This window comes from Nocardia sp. CA-119907 (assembly GCF_050955995.1).
Lineage (GTDB): Bacteria > Actinomycetota > Actinomycetes > Mycobacteriales > Mycobacteriaceae > Nocardia.
The window spans coordinates 3881531-3898810 of sequence record NZ_CP192091.1; the positions used below are offsets into that span (position 1 = coordinate 3881531).

13 protein-coding genes and 3 pseudogenes are annotated in these 17280 nt (G+C 62.4%); 7 read left to right on the top strand and 9 right to left on the bottom strand.

Annotation, left to right across the window (positions count from 1 at the left end):
- Positions 1 to 272: 272 nt before the first annotated feature.
- Positions 273 to 2804, bottom strand: coding sequence for a hypothetical protein (locus tag ACQP2D_RS17285; protein ID WP_433684712.1), 2532 nt, complete (start codon positions 2802 to 2804; stop codon positions 273 to 275).
- Between the two features lie 834 nt (positions 2805 to 3638).
- Between ACQP2D_RS17285 and ACQP2D_RS17290 the strand changes: the two are divergent.
- Positions 3639 to 4150: pseudogene (locus tag ACQP2D_RS17290) on the top strand (transposase); the annotation flags it as partial.
- A 114-nt stretch (positions 4151 to 4264) separates the two neighbouring features.
- On the opposite strand, the gene ACQP2D_RS17295 reads toward ACQP2D_RS17290, so the two are convergent.
- The 3 genes from ACQP2D_RS17295 to ACQP2D_RS17305 are packed head-to-tail and all read right to left on the bottom strand — an operon-like array spanning position 4265 to position 6863.
- Positions 4265 to 5140, bottom strand: a complete 876-nt coding sequence (locus tag ACQP2D_RS17295; RefSeq protein ID WP_433684713.1) for a UbiA family prenyltransferase — start codon at positions 5138 to 5140, stop codon at positions 4265 to 4267.
- Positions 5131 to 6093 carry a hypothetical protein gene (locus ACQP2D_RS17300; protein ID WP_433684714.1) on the bottom strand — a complete coding sequence of 321 codons (963 nt, stop codon included), beginning with the start codon at positions 6091 to 6093 and terminating at the stop codon, positions 5131 to 5133. The genes ACQP2D_RS17295 and ACQP2D_RS17300 overlap by 10 nt, the downstream gene beginning before the upstream one ends.
- Positions 6093 to 6863 carry a hypothetical protein gene (locus ACQP2D_RS17305; RefSeq protein WP_433684715.1) on the bottom strand — a complete coding sequence of 257 codons (771 nt, stop codon included), beginning with the start codon at positions 6861 to 6863 and terminating at the stop codon, positions 6093 to 6095. The genes ACQP2D_RS17300 and ACQP2D_RS17305 overlap by 1 nt, the downstream gene beginning before the upstream one ends.
- 474 nt (positions 6864 to 7337) lie before the next feature.
- Between ACQP2D_RS17305 and ACQP2D_RS17310 the strand changes: the two genes are divergently transcribed.
- From ACQP2D_RS17310 to ACQP2D_RS17325, 4 genes are all read left to right on the top strand, one after another.
- Entirely contained in the window at positions 7338 to 8189 is an 852-nt protein-coding gene (locus tag ACQP2D_RS17310) for an oxygenase MpaB family protein (protein WP_433684716.1), read from the top strand.
- Positions 8190 to 8259: 70 nt separating this feature from the next.
- Entirely contained in the window at positions 8260 to 9132 is an 873-nt protein-coding gene (locus tag ACQP2D_RS17315) for a phosphatidate cytidylyltransferase (protein WP_433684717.1), read from the top strand.
- Positions 9020 to 10111 (top strand): diacylglycerol/lipid kinase family protein, encoded by a 1092-nt coding sequence (locus ACQP2D_RS17320; protein ID WP_433684718.1) that lies wholly within the window; start codon positions 9020 to 9022, stop codon positions 10109 to 10111. The genes ACQP2D_RS17315 and ACQP2D_RS17320 overlap by 113 nt, the downstream gene beginning before the upstream one ends.
- A gap of 5 nt (positions 10112 to 10116) precedes the next feature.
- Positions 10117 to 11058, top strand: a complete 942-nt coding sequence (locus ACQP2D_RS17325) for a hypothetical protein (protein WP_433684719.1) — start codon at positions 10117 to 10119, stop codon at positions 11056 to 11058.
- Here ACQP2D_RS17325 and ACQP2D_RS17330 read toward each other — a convergent pair.
- Both ACQP2D_RS17330 and ACQP2D_RS17335 read right to left on the bottom strand, forming a co-directional pair.
- Positions 11037 to 11708: a CDP-alcohol phosphatidyltransferase family protein gene (locus tag ACQP2D_RS17330; protein WP_433684720.1), complete on the bottom strand. Its 672-nt coding sequence runs from the start codon at positions 11706 to 11708 to the stop codon at positions 11037 to 11039. The genes ACQP2D_RS17325 and ACQP2D_RS17330 overlap by 22 nt on opposite strands.
- Positions 11709 to 11737: 29 nt before the next feature.
- Entirely contained in the window at positions 11738 to 12649 is a 912-nt protein-coding gene (locus tag ACQP2D_RS17335) for a hypothetical protein (protein WP_433684721.1), read from the bottom strand.
- Between the two features lie 52 nt (positions 12650 to 12701).
- Here ACQP2D_RS17335 and ACQP2D_RS17340 point away from each other — a divergent pair, with 52 nt between their 5' ends.
- Positions 12702 to 12875, top strand: coding sequence for a hypothetical protein (locus tag ACQP2D_RS17340; protein ID WP_433684722.1), 174 nt, complete (start codon positions 12702 to 12704; stop codon positions 12873 to 12875).
- 233 nt (positions 12876 to 13108) lie between these two features.
- Here the strand turns inward: ACQP2D_RS17340 and ACQP2D_RS17345 are convergent, their stop codons facing one another.
- A complete protein-coding gene (locus ACQP2D_RS17345; protein WP_433684723.1) occupies positions 13109 to 14167 on the bottom strand; it encodes an NPCBM/NEW2 domain-containing protein in 1059 nt (352 codons plus the stop codon).
- Between the two features lie 221 nt (positions 14168 to 14388).
- Between ACQP2D_RS17345 and ACQP2D_RS17350 the strand changes: the two genes are divergently transcribed.
- Positions 14389 to 15159, top strand: a complete 771-nt coding sequence (locus tag ACQP2D_RS17350) for a DUF1707 SHOCT-like domain-containing protein (protein ID WP_433684724.1) — start codon at positions 14389 to 14391, stop codon at positions 15157 to 15159.
- Between the two features lie 183 nt (positions 15160 to 15342).
- Here the strand turns inward: ACQP2D_RS17350 and ACQP2D_RS17355 are convergent.
- Positions 15343 to 15754, bottom strand: a pseudogene (locus tag ACQP2D_RS17355) (IS3 family transposase); the annotation flags it as partial.
- 885 nt (positions 15755 to 16639) lie between these two features.
- Positions 16640 to 17076, bottom strand: a pseudogene (locus ACQP2D_RS17360) (transposase); the annotation flags it as partial.
- Positions 17077 to 17280 lie beyond the last annotated feature (204 nt).

Sequence of the window (17280 nt, forward strand, 5' to 3'; positions counted from 1 at the left end):
GTCCGGTCAACAGGTTTGCCGCCTGAGCGGCCGACCCCACCGCGAGATCACTCAACAGAGTTCGTCGCCGCGCACGACCGGCGCCCGAGCATCTATGGCGCGTGGTTCTCGACGACTACGAAACCGCTGCCCCTGGCCCCTGGAACGAGCGGAGTCATTGTCGCGATCGCGAATACTCGGCCCGGACTACACCGGCATACCGTGGGAACCGCCCGGAAGCGCCCCAGGCTTTTCAGCGTGCAGGCACTTCCCGGCGTTCCGTGGTCGGCTGGTCAGAGATCCATGAGATCTACTGCGAGACTGGTCAATTCGTTCTTATAGGTAGATATGACGCCGACCATCGAGTTGGATTGGGATTCCTGCGTCTTGATGATGGTTTCGAGGACCATCACCTTCCGCCGAAGTTTCGCGATCATCCGCGCCTGATCGCTGATCGTCGTCGCTTGGTCCCGGATGACCGCCGCCGCACTGTCACCGGCGGCGGGCGCGTTCCCGTCGTCCAGTACGACTGGACTCGAATACCTCACCAGGTCCCCGGTTCCGGTCGGCACCGAACCCACTTCATTTTCGGACTCGACCGCCGACACGTCTTCGGCGACTGCTGCTACTTCGGCTACGTCACTCTCGCCGGGATCGCCCTCGGCGTGGGCCATAATATGCTCGACCTCACCGACGGCTTCGCCCTCGACTACCTTCCCGCTTTCCGCAATCGCTACCTCTGCCACGTCCACCGGCTCTGCCGTGTCCTCAACCGCGGGCACTTCCTCAACTGCCGCTGACACTTCGGCCACTTCCGCCTCGAAGGGCTCGGCCTCGTCCACTTCTTCAGCTACGTCAACCGCACTCACCTCGGCCACGGTCTCGTCGACAGCGAACGTCTCGCTTTCGGCGGCCGCCTGGGCGACCTCTTCGGTCTCAGCATCCGCCGCGCCGTCGGCTGTTGCTTCTTCCTCGGCGACGACCGCTTCCACAACCACTACCGCCGACTCCGACTCGGCCTCGGGCAGTTCGACTTCGGTCACCACCTGCTCCTCGTCGAGCACCGACTCGGCATCGACGACCTGCTCACCCTCGGCAACGGGTGACTCGGCCGCAGCCGCTACGGCCTCGGCTATCTCCTCGTCTTCAGCGGATGCCTCGCTTTCGGCAGCCTCCACCTCGGCGACCGCTTCGGTCTCGGCATCTTCCCTGGCTTCAGCTGCTGCTTCTTTGTCGGCGACAGCCTCCATGCTCACCACTATGGACGCAGTAGCGGCTTCGGTCTCGGCCAGTTCGCCTTCGGTCACCACCCGCTCCTCGTCAACCACGGAGTCGGCTTCGACGACGTCTTCACCCTCGGTAATAGGCGGCTCCGTCATCTCTGCCTCAGCCACCAGCCCCTCCTCCGGCTCCGAAGCCTCCTCGACCGCAGGCGCTTCCACGGCGGTCGCCTGCACTTCGGCCACTTCCAACTCGAGGGGCTGGGGCTGACCCTCTTTTTCAGCTACCTCAACGGCATCCACCTCGGCCTCGGTCTCGTCCACCGCGTGCGCCTCGCTTTCAGCAGCCACCTCGGCAATAGATGACTCCGTCGCCGCAGCCGCTTCTGCCTCGGCGGCAACCGGATCGCCCACTTCTGCGACGACATCCACCTCGGCCGATGTATCGGACTCGACGCCCGAAGCGCCTTCAGCTACCACCTCCGCATCCGAGGCGCCGTCCGTGACCGCGTCCTCGTCGGCCACCACCCCGGACTCGCTTTCGCCGACATCGCCGTCTGCGGTGATCGCGACTTCGGCCTCGGCTTCACCCTCGTCTCCAGTAGCCACTTCCTCCGATACCTCGGCAACCTCTTCGGTCTCAACAACCGACCTGGCTTCCGACACTTCACCTTCGGCTGCCGTTTCCGCTTCAGCCTCGACGGCAACATCACCGGCATCCTCCGCAACCTCGGTTTCAGCAGCAGCTTCGCCCTCCGCAGCCACCACCTCCGATTCCTCAGCCGCGTCCACAATCTCGACTGCGGTTTCGGCGTCGACAGCCGACTCGGCTTGCGGTACTTCACCTTCGCTCGCTGGGTCGGCATCGGCGGCTGCCGCCTCCCGCTCGGCTGTGTCCGCTTCTACTTCGGCCTCGGCGACAGTTGCTTCGACAGCCGGTTCCTCGGCCGCGGACTCACCCTCGACTGCCTCGGCTTCGGCCTCGGCTACCGGCTCGTACTCGGCAACCGAGGATGCAGTTGCCTCGGGCGCCACGTTTGCGGCTTCCTCCTCATCTTCGGCAACGGCCTCGTCCTCGGCCACCGCTACCGAAACCTCCTTCTCTGCTTCACCTTCAGCAACCGCCATGTCTTCCTCAGCTGCCGGTTCGCCCTCAGCTGATATCGCGTCGCCCGCTGCGACAGACGCTTCGACCTCGGTCGCGGTGGCGGTCTCCTGCTCGGCTACCGCCTCCTCGCCTGCGGTAGCTGTCGTCGTCTCCTCGGCGGCGGCCGCGTCCTCGGTGATCGTCGCCCGGTCGTCGGGAGTTGTCATATCTGCCTGGCCTTTCGAAAAGTTGTGATCGATCCCCGCCTCGTCATCCCGGCGGCCGTACGTTCGCACGTAATCGAGGTTGTCGCTGTCCGAATCCTGCGGTGCAGGTGAGTAATTCAGCGGAAACGCGTGGACATCGGACAGTGCCGGGGAGCCCTGATCACCAACCGCCGGCTCGTCTCGAGCGGTTTCACCCGGACGCGGCGCTCCACGAAGGCGCTGCGCGGCCCTTCTCGCGAGACTCCACAACCCGAACCGGCCGCCGAGCATGTGCCTGTCCAACGAAACCATGACTGCTACACCACATCCCAGGTCTCCAACCAGCCCGAACGTCGGTACTGTAGCGGTTGTGCACGAAGTCGGCGAGACAAAGCGCGAAGGCTTCAGACAGCCGTGACCTGCTCGAGATCCGACGTGACGGCGTAGCGCGGAATCGTGTGGACTGGCAGATGTAAACCGTTGCAGGCGTGTGCAATCCGATTTCGGTGACCACCGTGTCGAGTTCATCAAGCTGTCGAGCACCCAGAACGACTGGCGGGTATCTATCAGGACTGATTCGCCTGATGAACTCCGAGTCGGGACGCAATAGCGTTGGTCAAGGTAGATCGGTCGGTACTACCCTCGACAGACCGCCTAGATCGAGTCTCGGCTATGGCCCGGGGGATCGGATTCCTTCTTCATTGGGATCTCGGGATGGACCCCGAACGTTGTAGAGCTGGCGTGTCGGGAAGGGACGACAGCCTCATGGTGATCGGTTCTCAACGTGTCCGGCATAGGCTTTCGCGGCCGGACGGTCGTTGTTTCGTTGCACTCATCGGAGGGTGTTCGTCGATGGGAACCCGCCGGAAGATCGAGCTCGTGCGAGTTTGTGGCGCTGGCCCGAGCTGGTCCGGCCCTGCTGCTGGAACGCTGTCGCCACGGCTTCGGCTTGGGATATAAAGGAGTTCCACGTGTTCCGGAGGGGCGGGTGTGGTGTCGGGTGACCTGCTGAATGCGATGACCGAGCGGATGCAAGGGTACGCCGAGACGGGGGACCCTGATCTCGTGTTGTCGGAGCGGGCTATTGCCGAGTGCGATGCGCTTGTACTTCTGGTCGACAATCCGGTTGAGGAGAGCGACGAAGAGTGGTTCCACAAATCGGCGAATGTGCTCGCCGCGCTGCCGAAATCGGGCACGCAGGCGCGATCGCGGCGATGAAGGAGATCTACAACGCTGAGGATATCGACAAAGCCCAGCTCGCAGTGACGGCGTTCGAAATCGACTACGGCGCAAAGTGTCCGAAAGCGGTCGCGAAGATCACCGGTGATCTCGACGTGCCGCTCGAGTTCTTCAAATACCCGGCCGAGCACTGGATTCATTTGAGGACGACAAATCCGATCGAGTCGACTTTTGCCTCCGCACGCCTGCGGACCAAGGTCACCAAGGGGCCAGGCTCGCGAGCGGTCGGAATCGCCATGGCCTACAAGCTGATCGAGGCCGCACAAACACGCTGGCGCAAGGTCAACGCGCCCGACCTCGTCGCGCTCGTCCGCGCCGGAGCCCTGTTCCACAAGGGCAAGCTCCTCGAACGTCCCCGCGAAATCACCCCGACGCCACCAACCTGCCCGGCCGGCACCACCACAACGGAGGTCGCCTGAAAACCGTCATCGAAGGATTTGACGCCGTCCCCAACCTGATTCTGGGTGCAACGCTCAACGAAACGTGTTCGGTCGGATGCGGAGTGCGATCGAACTCGGGAGGACCGCTGATCGTCAGGCGCCAACCGTATGGAAGCCGATGGCGAGAGCGGCAATGCCGGGAAACCATGCCAACGTCATTACCAGCAGCGCAGTGCGCACTGCGTTGGGAGAGCGGGAGACCGGAAGCAGCCACCCGGCGATCAGCGGGGGTAGTACCGCGCCCGGCCAGATGAGGGCCGAATAGGACGAGTTGGCGTGAGCCAGGAGAATTGGGACTGCGGCGAGGAGTGTGTAGATCGCCAGTGTCCCGCGATAGATCGCGGTGGTCGTCCCCTCACCCCACTGGGTCGCGACGGTGCGGTAGCCGGTTGCCTGGTCCGCGTCTTTGTCTCTGATTGTTTTCAGGACTTCGAAGGCGAACATGTATATGAAGATCAACCCCGCAGCTGTCGATGAGCTGATGCGGGGAACTCCGCCCAGCCAGCCTCCATACACGAGGGGGGTTGCGGCCAAGAACGCAGCGGTGAAGTTTCCCGCGAGCACGGTGCTTTTCAGCCTATAGGAGTAGAAGATTCCGAGGAAGAGTAGTACAGGGTTCACCATCGCCGCCGCCGGAACTCCGATCGACAATGCCAGCGCGGCAACGGATTCCGCACCCACCAGGCGCCAGGCCACAGATCGGGAGACCCTACCGCCGGGAAGCGGGCGGTGCGGGCGACTGATCGCATCGGCCTCGATGTCGACGATGTCGTTGACGCCGTTCACGGCGGCCACGATGAAGGTGATCGCCACACCCTCCTGTAGCAACGTCGCTTCACTCACCGACGTTGTGATCGAACCGGTCAGATGTGCTCCGACGACGACTTGGGCACCGGCGAACGCAGCGGCCAGCGGTCGGGCGAGTGCGATGAGGTCGGCGATATACCGGCCCAATTGCCTTACCTCCATGACTCGCAAGGTGGTTCGGTGACGTGCTGACCGGGCCGGGAATTCTGCCTCGGACGGGGGCCACGAGCGGCGTGAAGCATGGTCAGATCGCAAATCACTTGCAGTGACCTGGATTCGATCTCCGCATAATGCCGCTCGTACATCGCCGAGAAAGTGCCGAACGATCGCGGGGCGTTGGATTGCCACCATCGAGGACGAAGTCGTTCAGAGTTCGCGAGCGCCGCCGTGACGGCCGCGTGTTCAGCGGGCTCCGCCGCGAGCAACGTGAGGAGAAGGTTGTACCGCCCCTCGGCGGAGTCGGTGGCGAGGTCGGCGAAATCATCGGCAAGTTTCGCGGCCAGACCCAGAGTGCGAAACTCCCTTAATACGTCTGGTGTCGTTGGTAGTTCGCTGAACTCGCCGATCAGTCTGACGAGGCGAGCCAGATAACCTCCCGAATCCAATCGCATGCTCTCCAGCTGCAGGTCGGCACTCGAACCGAACTCGTCCCGTGTCGTCACCGCGACGTAGGAGGCGTAGTCGTCGATCAGGTCGCGCTGTTCGAGGAAATCGATGATCGCCGGGTTTCGACTGTGCTGTGCGGTGAACCGTCGCCAGTCCATGGCGCACTCCGCGACGAGAGGCTGGGAGAGGACACTGGCGAGCTGCACGGACTGACCTGTCGCCAGGCGGTACTCGAACTCCCGGTTCATTGCTGCCATCAAGCGGATGTAGCGGATAGCGAGTCGCCCCGATTCGCGCCGTGCCTGTGCACCAACACGATTCGAGTACGCACCGATGAGGAGTTGAACCCACGCATCGAGCGCGGCGGCTGAGTTACGGGCGCGAATACGGTCGATACGCAGCGCAGCCTGCGGCTCATCGAGGTCCCTCCGATAGGGATGCAGCGTTGCGTGAAGGGCATAGGCGGGAATTAGGCGAATCGCCAGTTGAAAACGACTGGTCTGCAACATCAGTGGACCTCGGTCGGACTGCGGTGGATCGGGCGGCGCCAATACCAGCGGCTGTAGAGCAGGCTGTGGCAGATGTCGAGCGGCAGGCGTAGCTTCGCCGCAGGCACCAGATCGTAGTAGCGAAATGTGTACTCGAAGAACGAGTGCAAGGTGTCCGGGCAGGTCCTCTGCCACCATGACAGGTCGATCCGCGTCCGCGACGCCAGCGCCTCCTCGACGGCTACCCTCTCACGCGCATGACCGGCTACAAGAGAGTGCAGGAGGTTCGGCTCACCCGCAGTGACATCGTCGACCATGTCGCGGATATCGTCGAGAAATTTTCCTGCCATGCCGATGCCATAAAACTGGCGCGCGCATTCGGGATGTGAGCGGTGGTCGTTGAAGAGGCGGATTATCTCGTAGCACGTACGCAGGGTCATCCCTGAATCTTGTTCGGCCAGGCGCAGTGTCAACGCGAATTCGGGGCGATGAGATGCCGCGGTGACATCACTGCAGTACTGTTCGAAATTTGCCGCGAAGGTCGCCCTGAGATGGGTGAGGATCACTTCGTCTCGATCGAATTCCCGAAGGTATGCCTCCATCGCCATCCATATCTCGGAAACGCGAGCTGTCTCGGTCAGTTCCTGATAGGTGTGCGAATCGCCTCGATGCCTGGCTCGCTCGAATTCTTGGTCGAAAGTGAAGATGAAGACCATGAACAGCGCGAGGGCCAGCCCTGTATCCGACGACACCGGATAGGACGTGACCTGGCGGTAACCGTCGAGGAACATCTCGCAGTACATATCGTGAGCCGGGCGTCGGAACTCGGCGCTCCGCACGCCGGACATGGCACGGCGCGCTTGCGGAGTCGACCGGAAAGGTTTGAGTATCGAATGCCGGACCGCGTACGGGAGCAGACGCGACGCTGTTCTCAACTGAAGGATCCGGGCTCGTCGCATCCCCTTGGGCGAATACGCATATAACACGGGAGATCCTTCTTCTGGATCGCGGGCTCATACCTCGGCCTCGAGGCCGGTCGCGAGCAAGCCTACAAGCACTCAATGCGGCAATGACAGGTTTCCGTCCCCGAATGCCCGCCGTTTGCGCGTGTCCGGATGGTGTGTCGGGGTGCGTTACAGCAAGTTCGCCGTGCACGGTAATCCCATGTGCAGCATCATTAATTGCGTTGTGGACGGTGGTCGCACCCATGCGCCGGGTACCGGGTCGGTGATGATCAGCGGTCATTCGACGATTGGTGGTAACAGGTGGAAATCAACGGACCCGATACTGGACTGTTCGGTCCGGACAGCGAATCGTGGCGTGTGCTCCGTGAGCGATCCGTACTGATGGGCGGTCTACGGGCGCTGTTGATGCACGCCGTCCATCCGGTCGTCGCGGATGCGCTTGCGCGCACGCATCTCTATCAGGACGACCCATGGGGACGTCATGAGCGGACGCTGCGACTGATCTTCACGGTGATATTCGGTACGCGCTCGGAAGCCTCAGCCGCCGTGCGCGAAATCAATGCGGCGCACCGATCGGTTCGCGGCATCGATCCGGTCGACGGGTTCCCCTACACCGCAGGCGATCCCAGCCCAATGCTGTGGGTCCACGCGTCGCTGGAGTCGAGTTTCCTTCTGTTCGAGCGCCTTACGGTCGGCAGTCTCGATGACGCCTCCCGACAACGGTTCCATTCCGAGTCGGCGTTGGTGGCCAACCTCCTCGGACTATCGCGCAGCCGTATCCCGCCTGATACGGACGCGCTGGAGAACTACATCACCGAGACCGCCGACAGCGGGCTGCTCCGTAGGACCGACAGTTCACGGCGGCTGGTGGATTTCATGCGTCGCAGAGAACGAGGCATCGCGGGCGTGAAGCTGTGGGCCGTCGCGTTCCTGGCCCTGCATACCCTGCCGCCACAGATCCGACGGCTCTATGACGTGGATCATCGTGCCCTCGAGCAGTACGGGCTCGCGACGCTGTGTGGTGCCATCCGTCTCGCCCGCCCCGTGCGGCCGCGCAGCAGCCGGATAATCGGTCCTGCCCGTGCCGCCGAGGCAAGAATGCGCGGCGAGCCAGCCCAGGTATCCGAAACCCCTATCCTCGCAAGGCAATAGGAATCAGACCGCGATGCCACACGCTCCGTGGAACGACCCACTGTTCGGACAGGTCGGTGTCGCGGTCGCCGTGACCGTGCTGATCCTGCTGATAGGTGCCGGGTGGCGCGAGTGGCGACGGCGACGCCTGCCGGAGGAACGGTCGCTGCTGGTGCCCGTGGCGACGGCCAGCGTCCTCCTCGTTGTGGCAGGGCTGGCGTTGTTCGCGGGCGGGATCGTGCTGTTTGCCGTGATTGCGGGAGTAATGCTGTGCGGGATCGCCGAGTACTCAACCATGATCGGCCTCGATCGAGGCTATCGGAGCCTACTAATGGTCTGGTCTGAGGCCGGTCTCCTGGCGGCCGCACACCGAGCGATCGAACTGATCCTGCTGATGCCGCTCGGGTTGTTCCTCGCTGCCACATTGATTCCGATCGCGACGGGACGCGTTGCCGGGGCGCACCGGCAGATGAGCGGCGTGCTGTTCGGTCACATCCTCGTCGGGTTGCCCATGGCGTTCGTCGTCCTCATTCGCTCGGCTCAGCCATGGGGAACGCGATTGCTGCTGCTGGTGGTGGCCGGCGCCTGGCTGGCCGACACCTGTAGCTATGTCATCGGATCCAAGGTCGGTGGTCCGAAACTGCGTCCGACTGTGAGTCCGGCAAAGACGTGGAGTGGTCTGATCGGCGGGTTCTTCGGTGCCGTGGTCGGTGTTGTCATCATCGACGCTGCACTATCCCCGGTCACGGTCGGAATCGTCCATAAAATCCTCCTTGGCGGCGCGATCGCAACCTGCGCTATCTGGGGTGACCTCATCGAAAGCGTCGTGAAGCGAGACTTCCACGTCAAGGATGCCGGAGTCGCACTGCCCGGATTCGGTGGCGTGCTCGACCGTTTCGACTCACTGTTCATCAGTATTCCCGTCGCATACTGTATTGCATTGGGGGACAATCACTTTGGTTAAATGCAACGCACCCGTCGGCGCGCGGCTCGTCGCTGTAGTGCACAATCCGGTCAGCGGGGCACCCGACCGCGGCGGTAGCGACGCTCGTCGCGTGGCACTCGAAACAGCCTTGGCCGCGCACGATGTCCCGGTGCTGTGGTTCGAGGCCGCCCGCAGTGACACCGGCACTATCGCGACCCACAAGGCGCTTGCCGCCGGAGCCGACCTCGTGATCGCGGCCGGAGGTGATGGGACTGTCGCGTCGTGTGCGAATGTTCTCATCGGCCAATCCGTTCCGCTGGCGATAGTGCCCACCGGCACCGGAAACATCGTGGCCACCAGCCTGCGTTCACCGGTTGTGGTCGAGGATGCGGTCGAAAACGCTCTGCACGGCGACCGCCGACGCGTCGACCTGGGCGTCGTGGATTCCGGCCGTGCCTTCTTCGCGGGCAGCATCGGGTTCAGCGCCGCTGTAATGCGCGACGCTACTGCCACCCTGAAAGGCCGGATCGGAATGTTCGCATATGCGGCAAGTGCCCTGAAGCATCTGCGGGATCCCCTGGCGACCTTCACAATCCAGGTCGACGACGAGCCGCCGATGATCCGACGGGCGCACGCGATCCTCATCGGAAACTTCGGAGAGATTATGACCAAACCGCGGCTCGCGCGAACTGCACTCGACGATGGCATCGTCGAAGTCGGTGTATTGCGTGTGAAGCCACTGCTGGACTGGATAAGACAGGACAGGCCGATACTGCGACTTCGCCGCCCGCCGCCACTCGATTGGTTTCAAGCCACGACGATCACGGTCTGCGGCGATCAGCCCTATCCGTGGGAATGCGACGGTGACTACGTCGGCATCTCCGCACGTCTCGAATTCCAGGTGCTTCCACGATCTCTGTGGGTGTGCGCGCCGGATCCAACAGCTGCTTCCGAGCCCAAGCGCTCACTATCCGGTCTCGTATCCCGTGATGTAGCCAGGTTGCTGCCATGGACATGACACGCATGTCACGATGGCGACGCTATCGAATCATCCTCGCGGCACTCCCGTACGTCGTCGATCACGCGTTCCGCAAGCCCTACCGTCGGAGTGCTCAGGCACGATGCAGCACAGCCGAACTGGACCATCCCGAATTCCGGCGCGTCGTGCACGACGTTTACTGCGCCATGTTTCTGCGCGGCTACCGAGAATCGACCGGACTGCGCGTCGATCCGGCGACGGGACTGGCCACGGTCCTGTTCGCGGTGTTCATGTATGTGTTCGACGACGAATTCGAACGTCGGCACCGCCGCGGCGAAGCCACCGACGCCGACACGATCCTCAACTCACCGAGCGTGGCGATGATCTGGAATGCCTTGGGCTCCTACCTGGATACGACCGGGCGCGACGGTTCGATCAGGCACTACATACTGACCGACTTCTTCGGCACCGGTTTCGACGACTATCGCGACGCTGTGGCGGACGCCGAGGCCGGCGGCCCGTTCACGGCTGCGATGTGTGTCGTTGCCTTCGACTCCGGAGAAGTGCTTCACACGGCGTACCAGGTGATTCGGCTGTTCAATGGCCATCCGTATCACGAGCGGTGCGCGCAGCAGTTCCGCAACCTGGGCCTGGCCGGAAAGTTCCTCGACGATATCGCGGACTTCTCACAGGACGTCGGTGACAGCTGTCCGAACCTGTTGAACAGCTTCGTCACCGAGCGAGCCGAAGGTTTGGCCGAGGTGCGCGCCGCACTCAATGCCGGGAAACCGCTCACCATGCGCTGGTGGCGCGAACACTGCCCGATCATCTACCTGGAGTACTTGCGACACATCGACCGGTACTACGGCGCGGTCGTTGCGCCGCACCTCCGGCTACCGCTCGACATCTTTCTTATGCTCCTGCATTCACGTAGGTTCTGGACCGTCTCGACGGTCCGGACACCCTACTCCGATGATCCTGACTGATCGGTCATGCCTGCCTTGAAATACTGTCCGAGAGCGATGTAGTAGAGCACGATGCCAATCCAGAGCATCAGCAACGCACCGTAGTACACGGTGGTGTGCACGCTCAGGTCCGCACGTGACAGCAACAGAAAGGCCAACCCGGTCAGTAGCAGGATTGTCGCGAGCTTCGAAATCCGTGTGATCGGAACCTGGATTCCGGGCCGCGGTCGGCCGAGCCGCTTCAATGTCAGGCCCAGGACTACGAGAAGCGCATCCCGCAAGACCACGAGCAAGGCCAGCCATGCGGGGATGATGTGCACCACTACCAGCATCGCGCCGACAGTCAACACCGTGATCCGGTCCACAACCGGATCAAGGTAGGTGCCCAGCTTCGTCGCCTGATTGAACCTGCGTGCGACGTAGCCGTCCATCGTATCGAGGAAGACCAGAAAGCCGAGTAATCCGAATGCGGCGACCCACTGTTCGTGCGCCACAACGAGATAGACACACACCGGCAACGCGAGCAGACGGAAGATCGTGATGCCATTGGCCGCGGTGAGTACCCGATCGGTCACCACGACCGGTTGGTCCAGTGGGATTCCACTGCGGAACAGCCGGCCGCCCGCCCAGGGCAGCAGCCTCCCTCGTACTTTTTCGACATTCGAGCTCATTGTTCCCCGCTCTCGACTCGGCTATCGGCTCACGACGGAGGCCAGGCGGAATCACGCTCCGATGAGCGTACAGCGACTCGGTAGTGCATATATGCTGAAACCGGTACAGCGACAACGGTTCCGATTACAAACAGCACAGTCAACCAGTTCGCGTTGCGGTCCATCGCAGTGACCAACGGCAGCAGCCTCGAGTTGTTCGAACGCAGGATCACACACAACGCGACGATGCGAATGGCCGTACCCGACAGATGAATCGGAACGAACGCCACGGACCGCATACGAGCCGAGCCCGCCAGCACACACACCAGCTTGTTCGACACAAGGAACACGGCCGGAATAGACCAGCGCCGAAATGTTCGCTCGAGGCGATCGGCGACCTTGCCGCCCACCCTCGATCGAGCCCTTATCCAACCCACGGCCGCATCCCCGTACCACCGACCCGATAGGTAGTATAAGAAATGAACACCGAACCGCCAGGCGACCGCAACCGTGATGAATTCGCCGATCCCGAGCTTCGAGCTCGCCAATACGAGGTCGCGCGTCCGCGAATCCAGCGAGATCAGCACTAACGGATGATCCCTGAGCAGCATGGGAAGCCAAGCCTTGGCCGCTGTCTGCGCCGCCCATACCAAGGCCAGGCACATCAGCAATAGAACTAGCCACACCCTACCGGGCTGCTGGCGATCCTCACGTTCACCCGAGCTCCAGAAAGGAGTCCACTGAGCGAATTGCCGACCAATAGTGTTCCACGCCATGAGGCGAATCCTCTGTAGCCAACCCAGATCGCCCGGCATTCGCCGTCGACCATGACATGGTACGTCCACCAGATGAATATCAATAGGTTTCTGCCACAGCAGCTTTCGCCATATGATTATCAGTGCGACCGCAGTCACTTCCATGATCGACGTCGAACCCGACCACCAAAAGCCATTCGCAGCCATAGAATCGATCCGCATACGCTGACGTCAGAGCGCAATGCGATGAGGAGCACCCGTGCAGGACGACGTGCAAGGGGACGATCGACCACTACGGTTCGTCGAAATGTTCGAATTCGCAATATCTGAACTATCGACCAATGCTGATGCCGCCGAAGAGATTCCAAAACAACCAGGGTTGTTTCCAACCGGACGTCACGCATCTTCCAGCAGTGACAGTGAGCAGCCGTAGAGGCGCCGCACCAGAGTGCAGATCGGGGTCATAGGCGAAGTGAGCCGAAGGTGAATGCGGTCCTGTTGTGCTGTACCGATGACGCTGCCCGAATGTCGCGTCGTGCCACGAGATCGGCAGTGCTTGCTGGTGGACTCTGGCCATGTCGTGCCGGGAGACCGGCGCGATGGCCGAGACCACGAGGCTGGCCGCGATGTCGGCAGTGCGGCGGCTCTGTCCGAAAATCCGTGGGGTCATCGTTTCGATCCAGGAGGGTCCCAGCACATAACGCGAGGAGATCCCCAGGCGTTCCTCGCATCCGAGAGGGCGCGGGTATCCAGCAGAGTCAAGCGGCCAACGCCGGAGATGTCTGCAGTGATCTCCTCCGGAGCGTCGGTCATCGACTTCTCCACGGGTGCCGCCAGATCGGCATCGTCACCACGGACGTAGAAACGTCCGACGCCCGCTGACGAGGAGGAATCGGCGTCCTTGCCGACCCATACGGACAGTTTCGTGCACCTTCCGCCGACGGTCCAGGTGGCGCGATCATTCTGCTCGCTGAGACTGGACTGGTAGTAGCCGACAATGCTGCCGGGGAAGGTCCGCGTAGGAACGCCGATGCGGATCGAATTGACCGTGTTGAAGCCGTTGCCCCCGCCGGAGGCGGTGTATTCGACCAGGTTGTACCAGGTTTCACGCGGACCGGTCGTAGTGGGCGAAGTGGTGGTTACTGGACTCTGCGTGGTCGGTAGGGACTGCGTCGTCACCGGCCCGGCGGGGGGCGCGGTGTCGCTCTTCCCATCCCATGGCGCCCATCGAATGATGGCCACGCCAGCGCTGATCGCCGCGACCAGCAACCCCGCCAGGCCGATGATCAGCATGCGCCGGTTGTGTTCGTCCGGCGCCTGCCCATTCCCGCCCCCAACGATGGCATGCGCGCTGTTGTGGACGATGTTGACCGTTCCGTCGCGGCCCATCACAATGTGCGGATCGTTGCGCGCGGCCGCTTCGGTGGCATCGCGAACCTGTTGTCCGCCAAACGATTGCGCGGCAAGCTGCCCCTCGGTGGTCAGTGCCAGCTGAGCGATTCTGCGGCCCGCGCGAGGACCGCGGCGCACATAGCCGACGCGGTCCAGATTGTCCACGGCATCGGACAATTCATCCCAGCCGACATCCGATATCGAACATCCGGGATACCGCATGATCGTTTGCGGTGTGGGAGCCGACTTCGAACGGCCGGCCAGCAACTCGGCATACAGCCACTGCAGCACCGCATTTCGGAGCCGCAGTCGCCGTTCATCAAGATCGGCCACAGTACCTCTGCGATTGGAAGAACCCTGCGGCACCGTCGTGGGCCGTCGCAGAATGAATATCACGCTGCGGACGTGCGCGCTATGCCGTTTCCGATTCGTCCCGAATTACGTAGTAAAACAAGAAACTGTCCGGTATCAATTGCGGGCCGGGCGGTGGAAATGCATACCAGCACTTTTCCGGGAAATCCCCACAGATAACAGATTTCGATTAGCCTTCGCGTGTGGACGCGAGCGCAGACAAGAGGATCGGTACCGCCGAACGTGAAGCGGCGCTTGCCACCCTGAGCGAACACCTCGCAGCCGGACGGTTGGATGTCGCAGAATTCGACGAGCGGTGCCGTGTGATCGCCGAGGCGACAACGCGGCGAGACCTCGATGCGATGATGGTCGACCTTCCGGAGACCATCGCGAAGAAGCGCTCGAACCTGCGATGGCTTTGGTTAGGTGGTGTCGCTGGTATCGGGACTATCGCAGTCGTGATAGTGCTGGCTGTTATCACACAGCACGACGACACGGCGCCGGCGAGCGCAGGTCGGATAACAACGCCATCGCTGTCCGCGCCGACAACGACTTCCGTGCCGGCCAGTACTACGACCACTGCGCCATCGGCTACGACAGCCACGACGTCGTCGCTGACATCAACCGTGAAGAAACCGGGCCCAGCGGGACTCATTATCAAGTTGAATATGGATTCGGATTCCGCACTCGGGAAAGACAAAGCCAAGGTATGTTCGAGTCGCTTCTATTGGTGCATCACTATTGACAACGTGGTTCTGGGGTCGTCGGGTCCGATCTCGAGTGGGTGCCACCTTTTCTGGCAGCTCGCCAAGGAAAGCAGCCCTGACGTGTATGACAAGGGCTACGTAACCTGCGGCGAGGCTATCCATCTCGACGTGCTGGAAGTCGGTGAGTGGCGGTTGGACGCGAACGTCGAGCTGAACGACGGTACGACCAGCTCAGCCGCATATCGCTTCGTTGTGATCGACCCGTAGCCGAGTGTCGCCAAACGATCATCGAACGGGCGGCAACGGTGCGCGACAACGCCAGCAGACACTGACTCCTGCCTACGGCCAACCGTTCAGCCGATTCGTCGTGACGGACCTCAGATACGGCTGGGGATTCGATCACGAGGTGCCCAGCGCGAAGCGTCCGTCATTTCAGGGTGCCGGGTTCGGACGCTCGATGGCATCGAGCACCAGCGAGCTGGTCATCGATGTGGCAGTGCGCCAGCCGATGATCCCCCGCGCATACGCATCGACGACGAATGCGACATGCACCCACCCTGACCATGTACGGACATAGGCAATGTCGGCTACCCATAATCGATTCGGTGCGGACGGCGCGAATTTTCGCCGCAACCAGATCCGCCGGGCCGCGCCGCGGCAGGATCAACGATCGTGGTTGCGTTCGACCCGTCCACGCGTCGCACCACGCAACCCGGCCTGACGCATGAGCCGCTCGACGGTGCAGCGCGCCACCGCGATCCCTTCCCGGTTCAGTTGCAACCACACCTACTTATCTCGCACCGTAGACGCCGAAGTTCTCGGCGTGGACCCGCCCGATCTCCACGATCAATTCCTCGTCCCGGCTCTCCGTGCGGTCGGGGTTCGTGCGGTCTACGGGGACCTGCGTGGGTCGTATGCGAAGAGTCTGGGTGATCCGGGTTGGGAGGACTTCACGTCGTTGCCGTCGCTTCCGCATGCGTGGATGCAGATCTATACCCCGGCCGATGAGGTGGCGTGGGGGAAGTTGCGGGAGTTGTCGGCGATGAGCGGGGAGCACCGCAGCGTCCGTGGATCGAGCATCGACAGCAGTACCACGTGGCAGCGGGGTAACGGCTGGCGGGGCCTTTGGGTGGATTGTTTGGTGTGGTGGCGTGGCCGGGAACCGCGCGACGGAAATGCTGTTGGTCCGGTGGGGTGTGGTCGCCACAGGCAGCGTGCGTAAGCCGGTTGGATCTGTTCGACGCGTGCGCGGCGATTCAGTCTTCCGCCGAGCGGCACGCCGCCGGTCAGGCGCACGGTCAGCAGCTTGACAACTGCTCCGGCAAGTCGCCGGGCCAATGCTGGCATCCATTCTCGGCTCATCCACGGACTGGGCCGTGGCCGAGCAGCGCAGGACCATACGAGTTGCCCGTCGACGCCTTCGTTGATCTTCTGGACGATCGGATAGCCGAGGCCGATCTGTCAGATGTCGGGCTACACGCGGCGGAGTCGGCAGGGCGGTGCCGGTGACGCTGCGATGAACCGGGATGTGCCAGAGGTAGATGGTCGTGAGACGAGCGGTCATGGATGTGACGACGCGGCGTGTTCGCCCAAAGCGAGATCGCCCGGCCCGTCCGCCGTTGTCACCATCGACACGAACAGACTCATCGGTCTGTAGGCGGCAATCATCGCGCGTCCCCAAGAAATGAAGCTGTGTTCACGGTTTGGGCACTTGGCCCGTGTCTCATATGGCCTTGTTCGCTTTCGTTACGGCCACCGGGATTCCCGCACGAACGGACGGTGCGTGCAGTTGCGAGCCGGAGTGGAGCGGGTCGGCTTCGGGGCCGGTCAGATCGCCTTTTTCGCCCGGATGCGCGCCCCGGCGGCCACTGCCCTGGACCAGTTGATCAACCCCTGGTTGCCCGGCTCATCTGGCACCGCCTGATGCAGCCGCTGCCACACCCCAGCGTTCGTCCACACCGTGAATCGGCGGTGCGCCGTCGGCACGCTCACCCCGAACGACGGCGGCAGCATCCGCCACGCGCAACCGCTGGTCAGCACGTACACCACCGCTGTGAACACGGCCCGCTGGTCCACCGGAGCCACACCACCGCCCTGTGCGCGCGGAGTGAACGTCGGCAGCAACGGTTCCACCAACTCCCACAACTCGTCCGGCACCAACCGCTGCGACAACGCATCCGCCACGACCAAATATCATGCAACACAACCCATTACGACGGGCGAGAATTTCATCCATGTGAGATCCCGTCTTGTCGGCGATCTGTCGACATCAGCAAATATTCAGTATCTGTAACTCTCAAAACCACTGTCGCGCAGTGCAATTGACAGCGACTTCAAACGAAAAGTATGTTTCCGAGCACAATCCCTGATAGACGTGGGGTAGCGCGG

Bases quoted from the DNA above. Each gene is read 5' to 3' on its own strand.
- ACQP2D_RS17330 (WP_433684720.1), bottom strand. From the start codon at position 11,708: ATGAGCTCGAATGTCGAAAAAGTACGAGGGAGGCTGCTGCCCTGGGCG.
- ACQP2D_RS17285 (WP_433684712.1), bottom strand. From the start codon at position 2,804: ATGGTTTCGTTGGACAGGCACATGCTCGGCGGCCGGTTCGGGTTGTGG.
- ACQP2D_RS17295 (WP_433684713.1), bottom strand. From the start codon at position 5,140: ATGGAGGTAAGGCAATTGGGCCGGTATATCGCCGACCTCATCGCACTC.
- ACQP2D_RS17335 (WP_433684721.1), bottom strand. From the start codon at position 12,649: ATGGCTGCGAATGGCTTTTGGTGGTCGGGTTCGACGTCGATCATGGAA.
- ACQP2D_RS17320 (WP_433684718.1), top strand. From the start codon at position 9,020: ATGCCGGAGTCGCACTGCCCGGATTCGGTGGCGTGCTCGACCGTTTCG.
- ACQP2D_RS17305 (WP_433684715.1), bottom strand. From the start codon at position 6,863: ATGTTCCTCGACGGTTACCGCCAGGTCACGTCCTATCCGGTGTCGTCG.
- ACQP2D_RS17325 (WP_433684719.1), top strand. From the start codon at position 10,117: ATGTCACGATGGCGACGCTATCGAATCATCCTCGCGGCACTCCCGTAC.
- ACQP2D_RS17300 (WP_433684714.1), bottom strand. From the start codon at position 6,093: ATGTTGCAGACCAGTCGTTTTCAACTGGCGATTCGCCTAATTCCCGCC.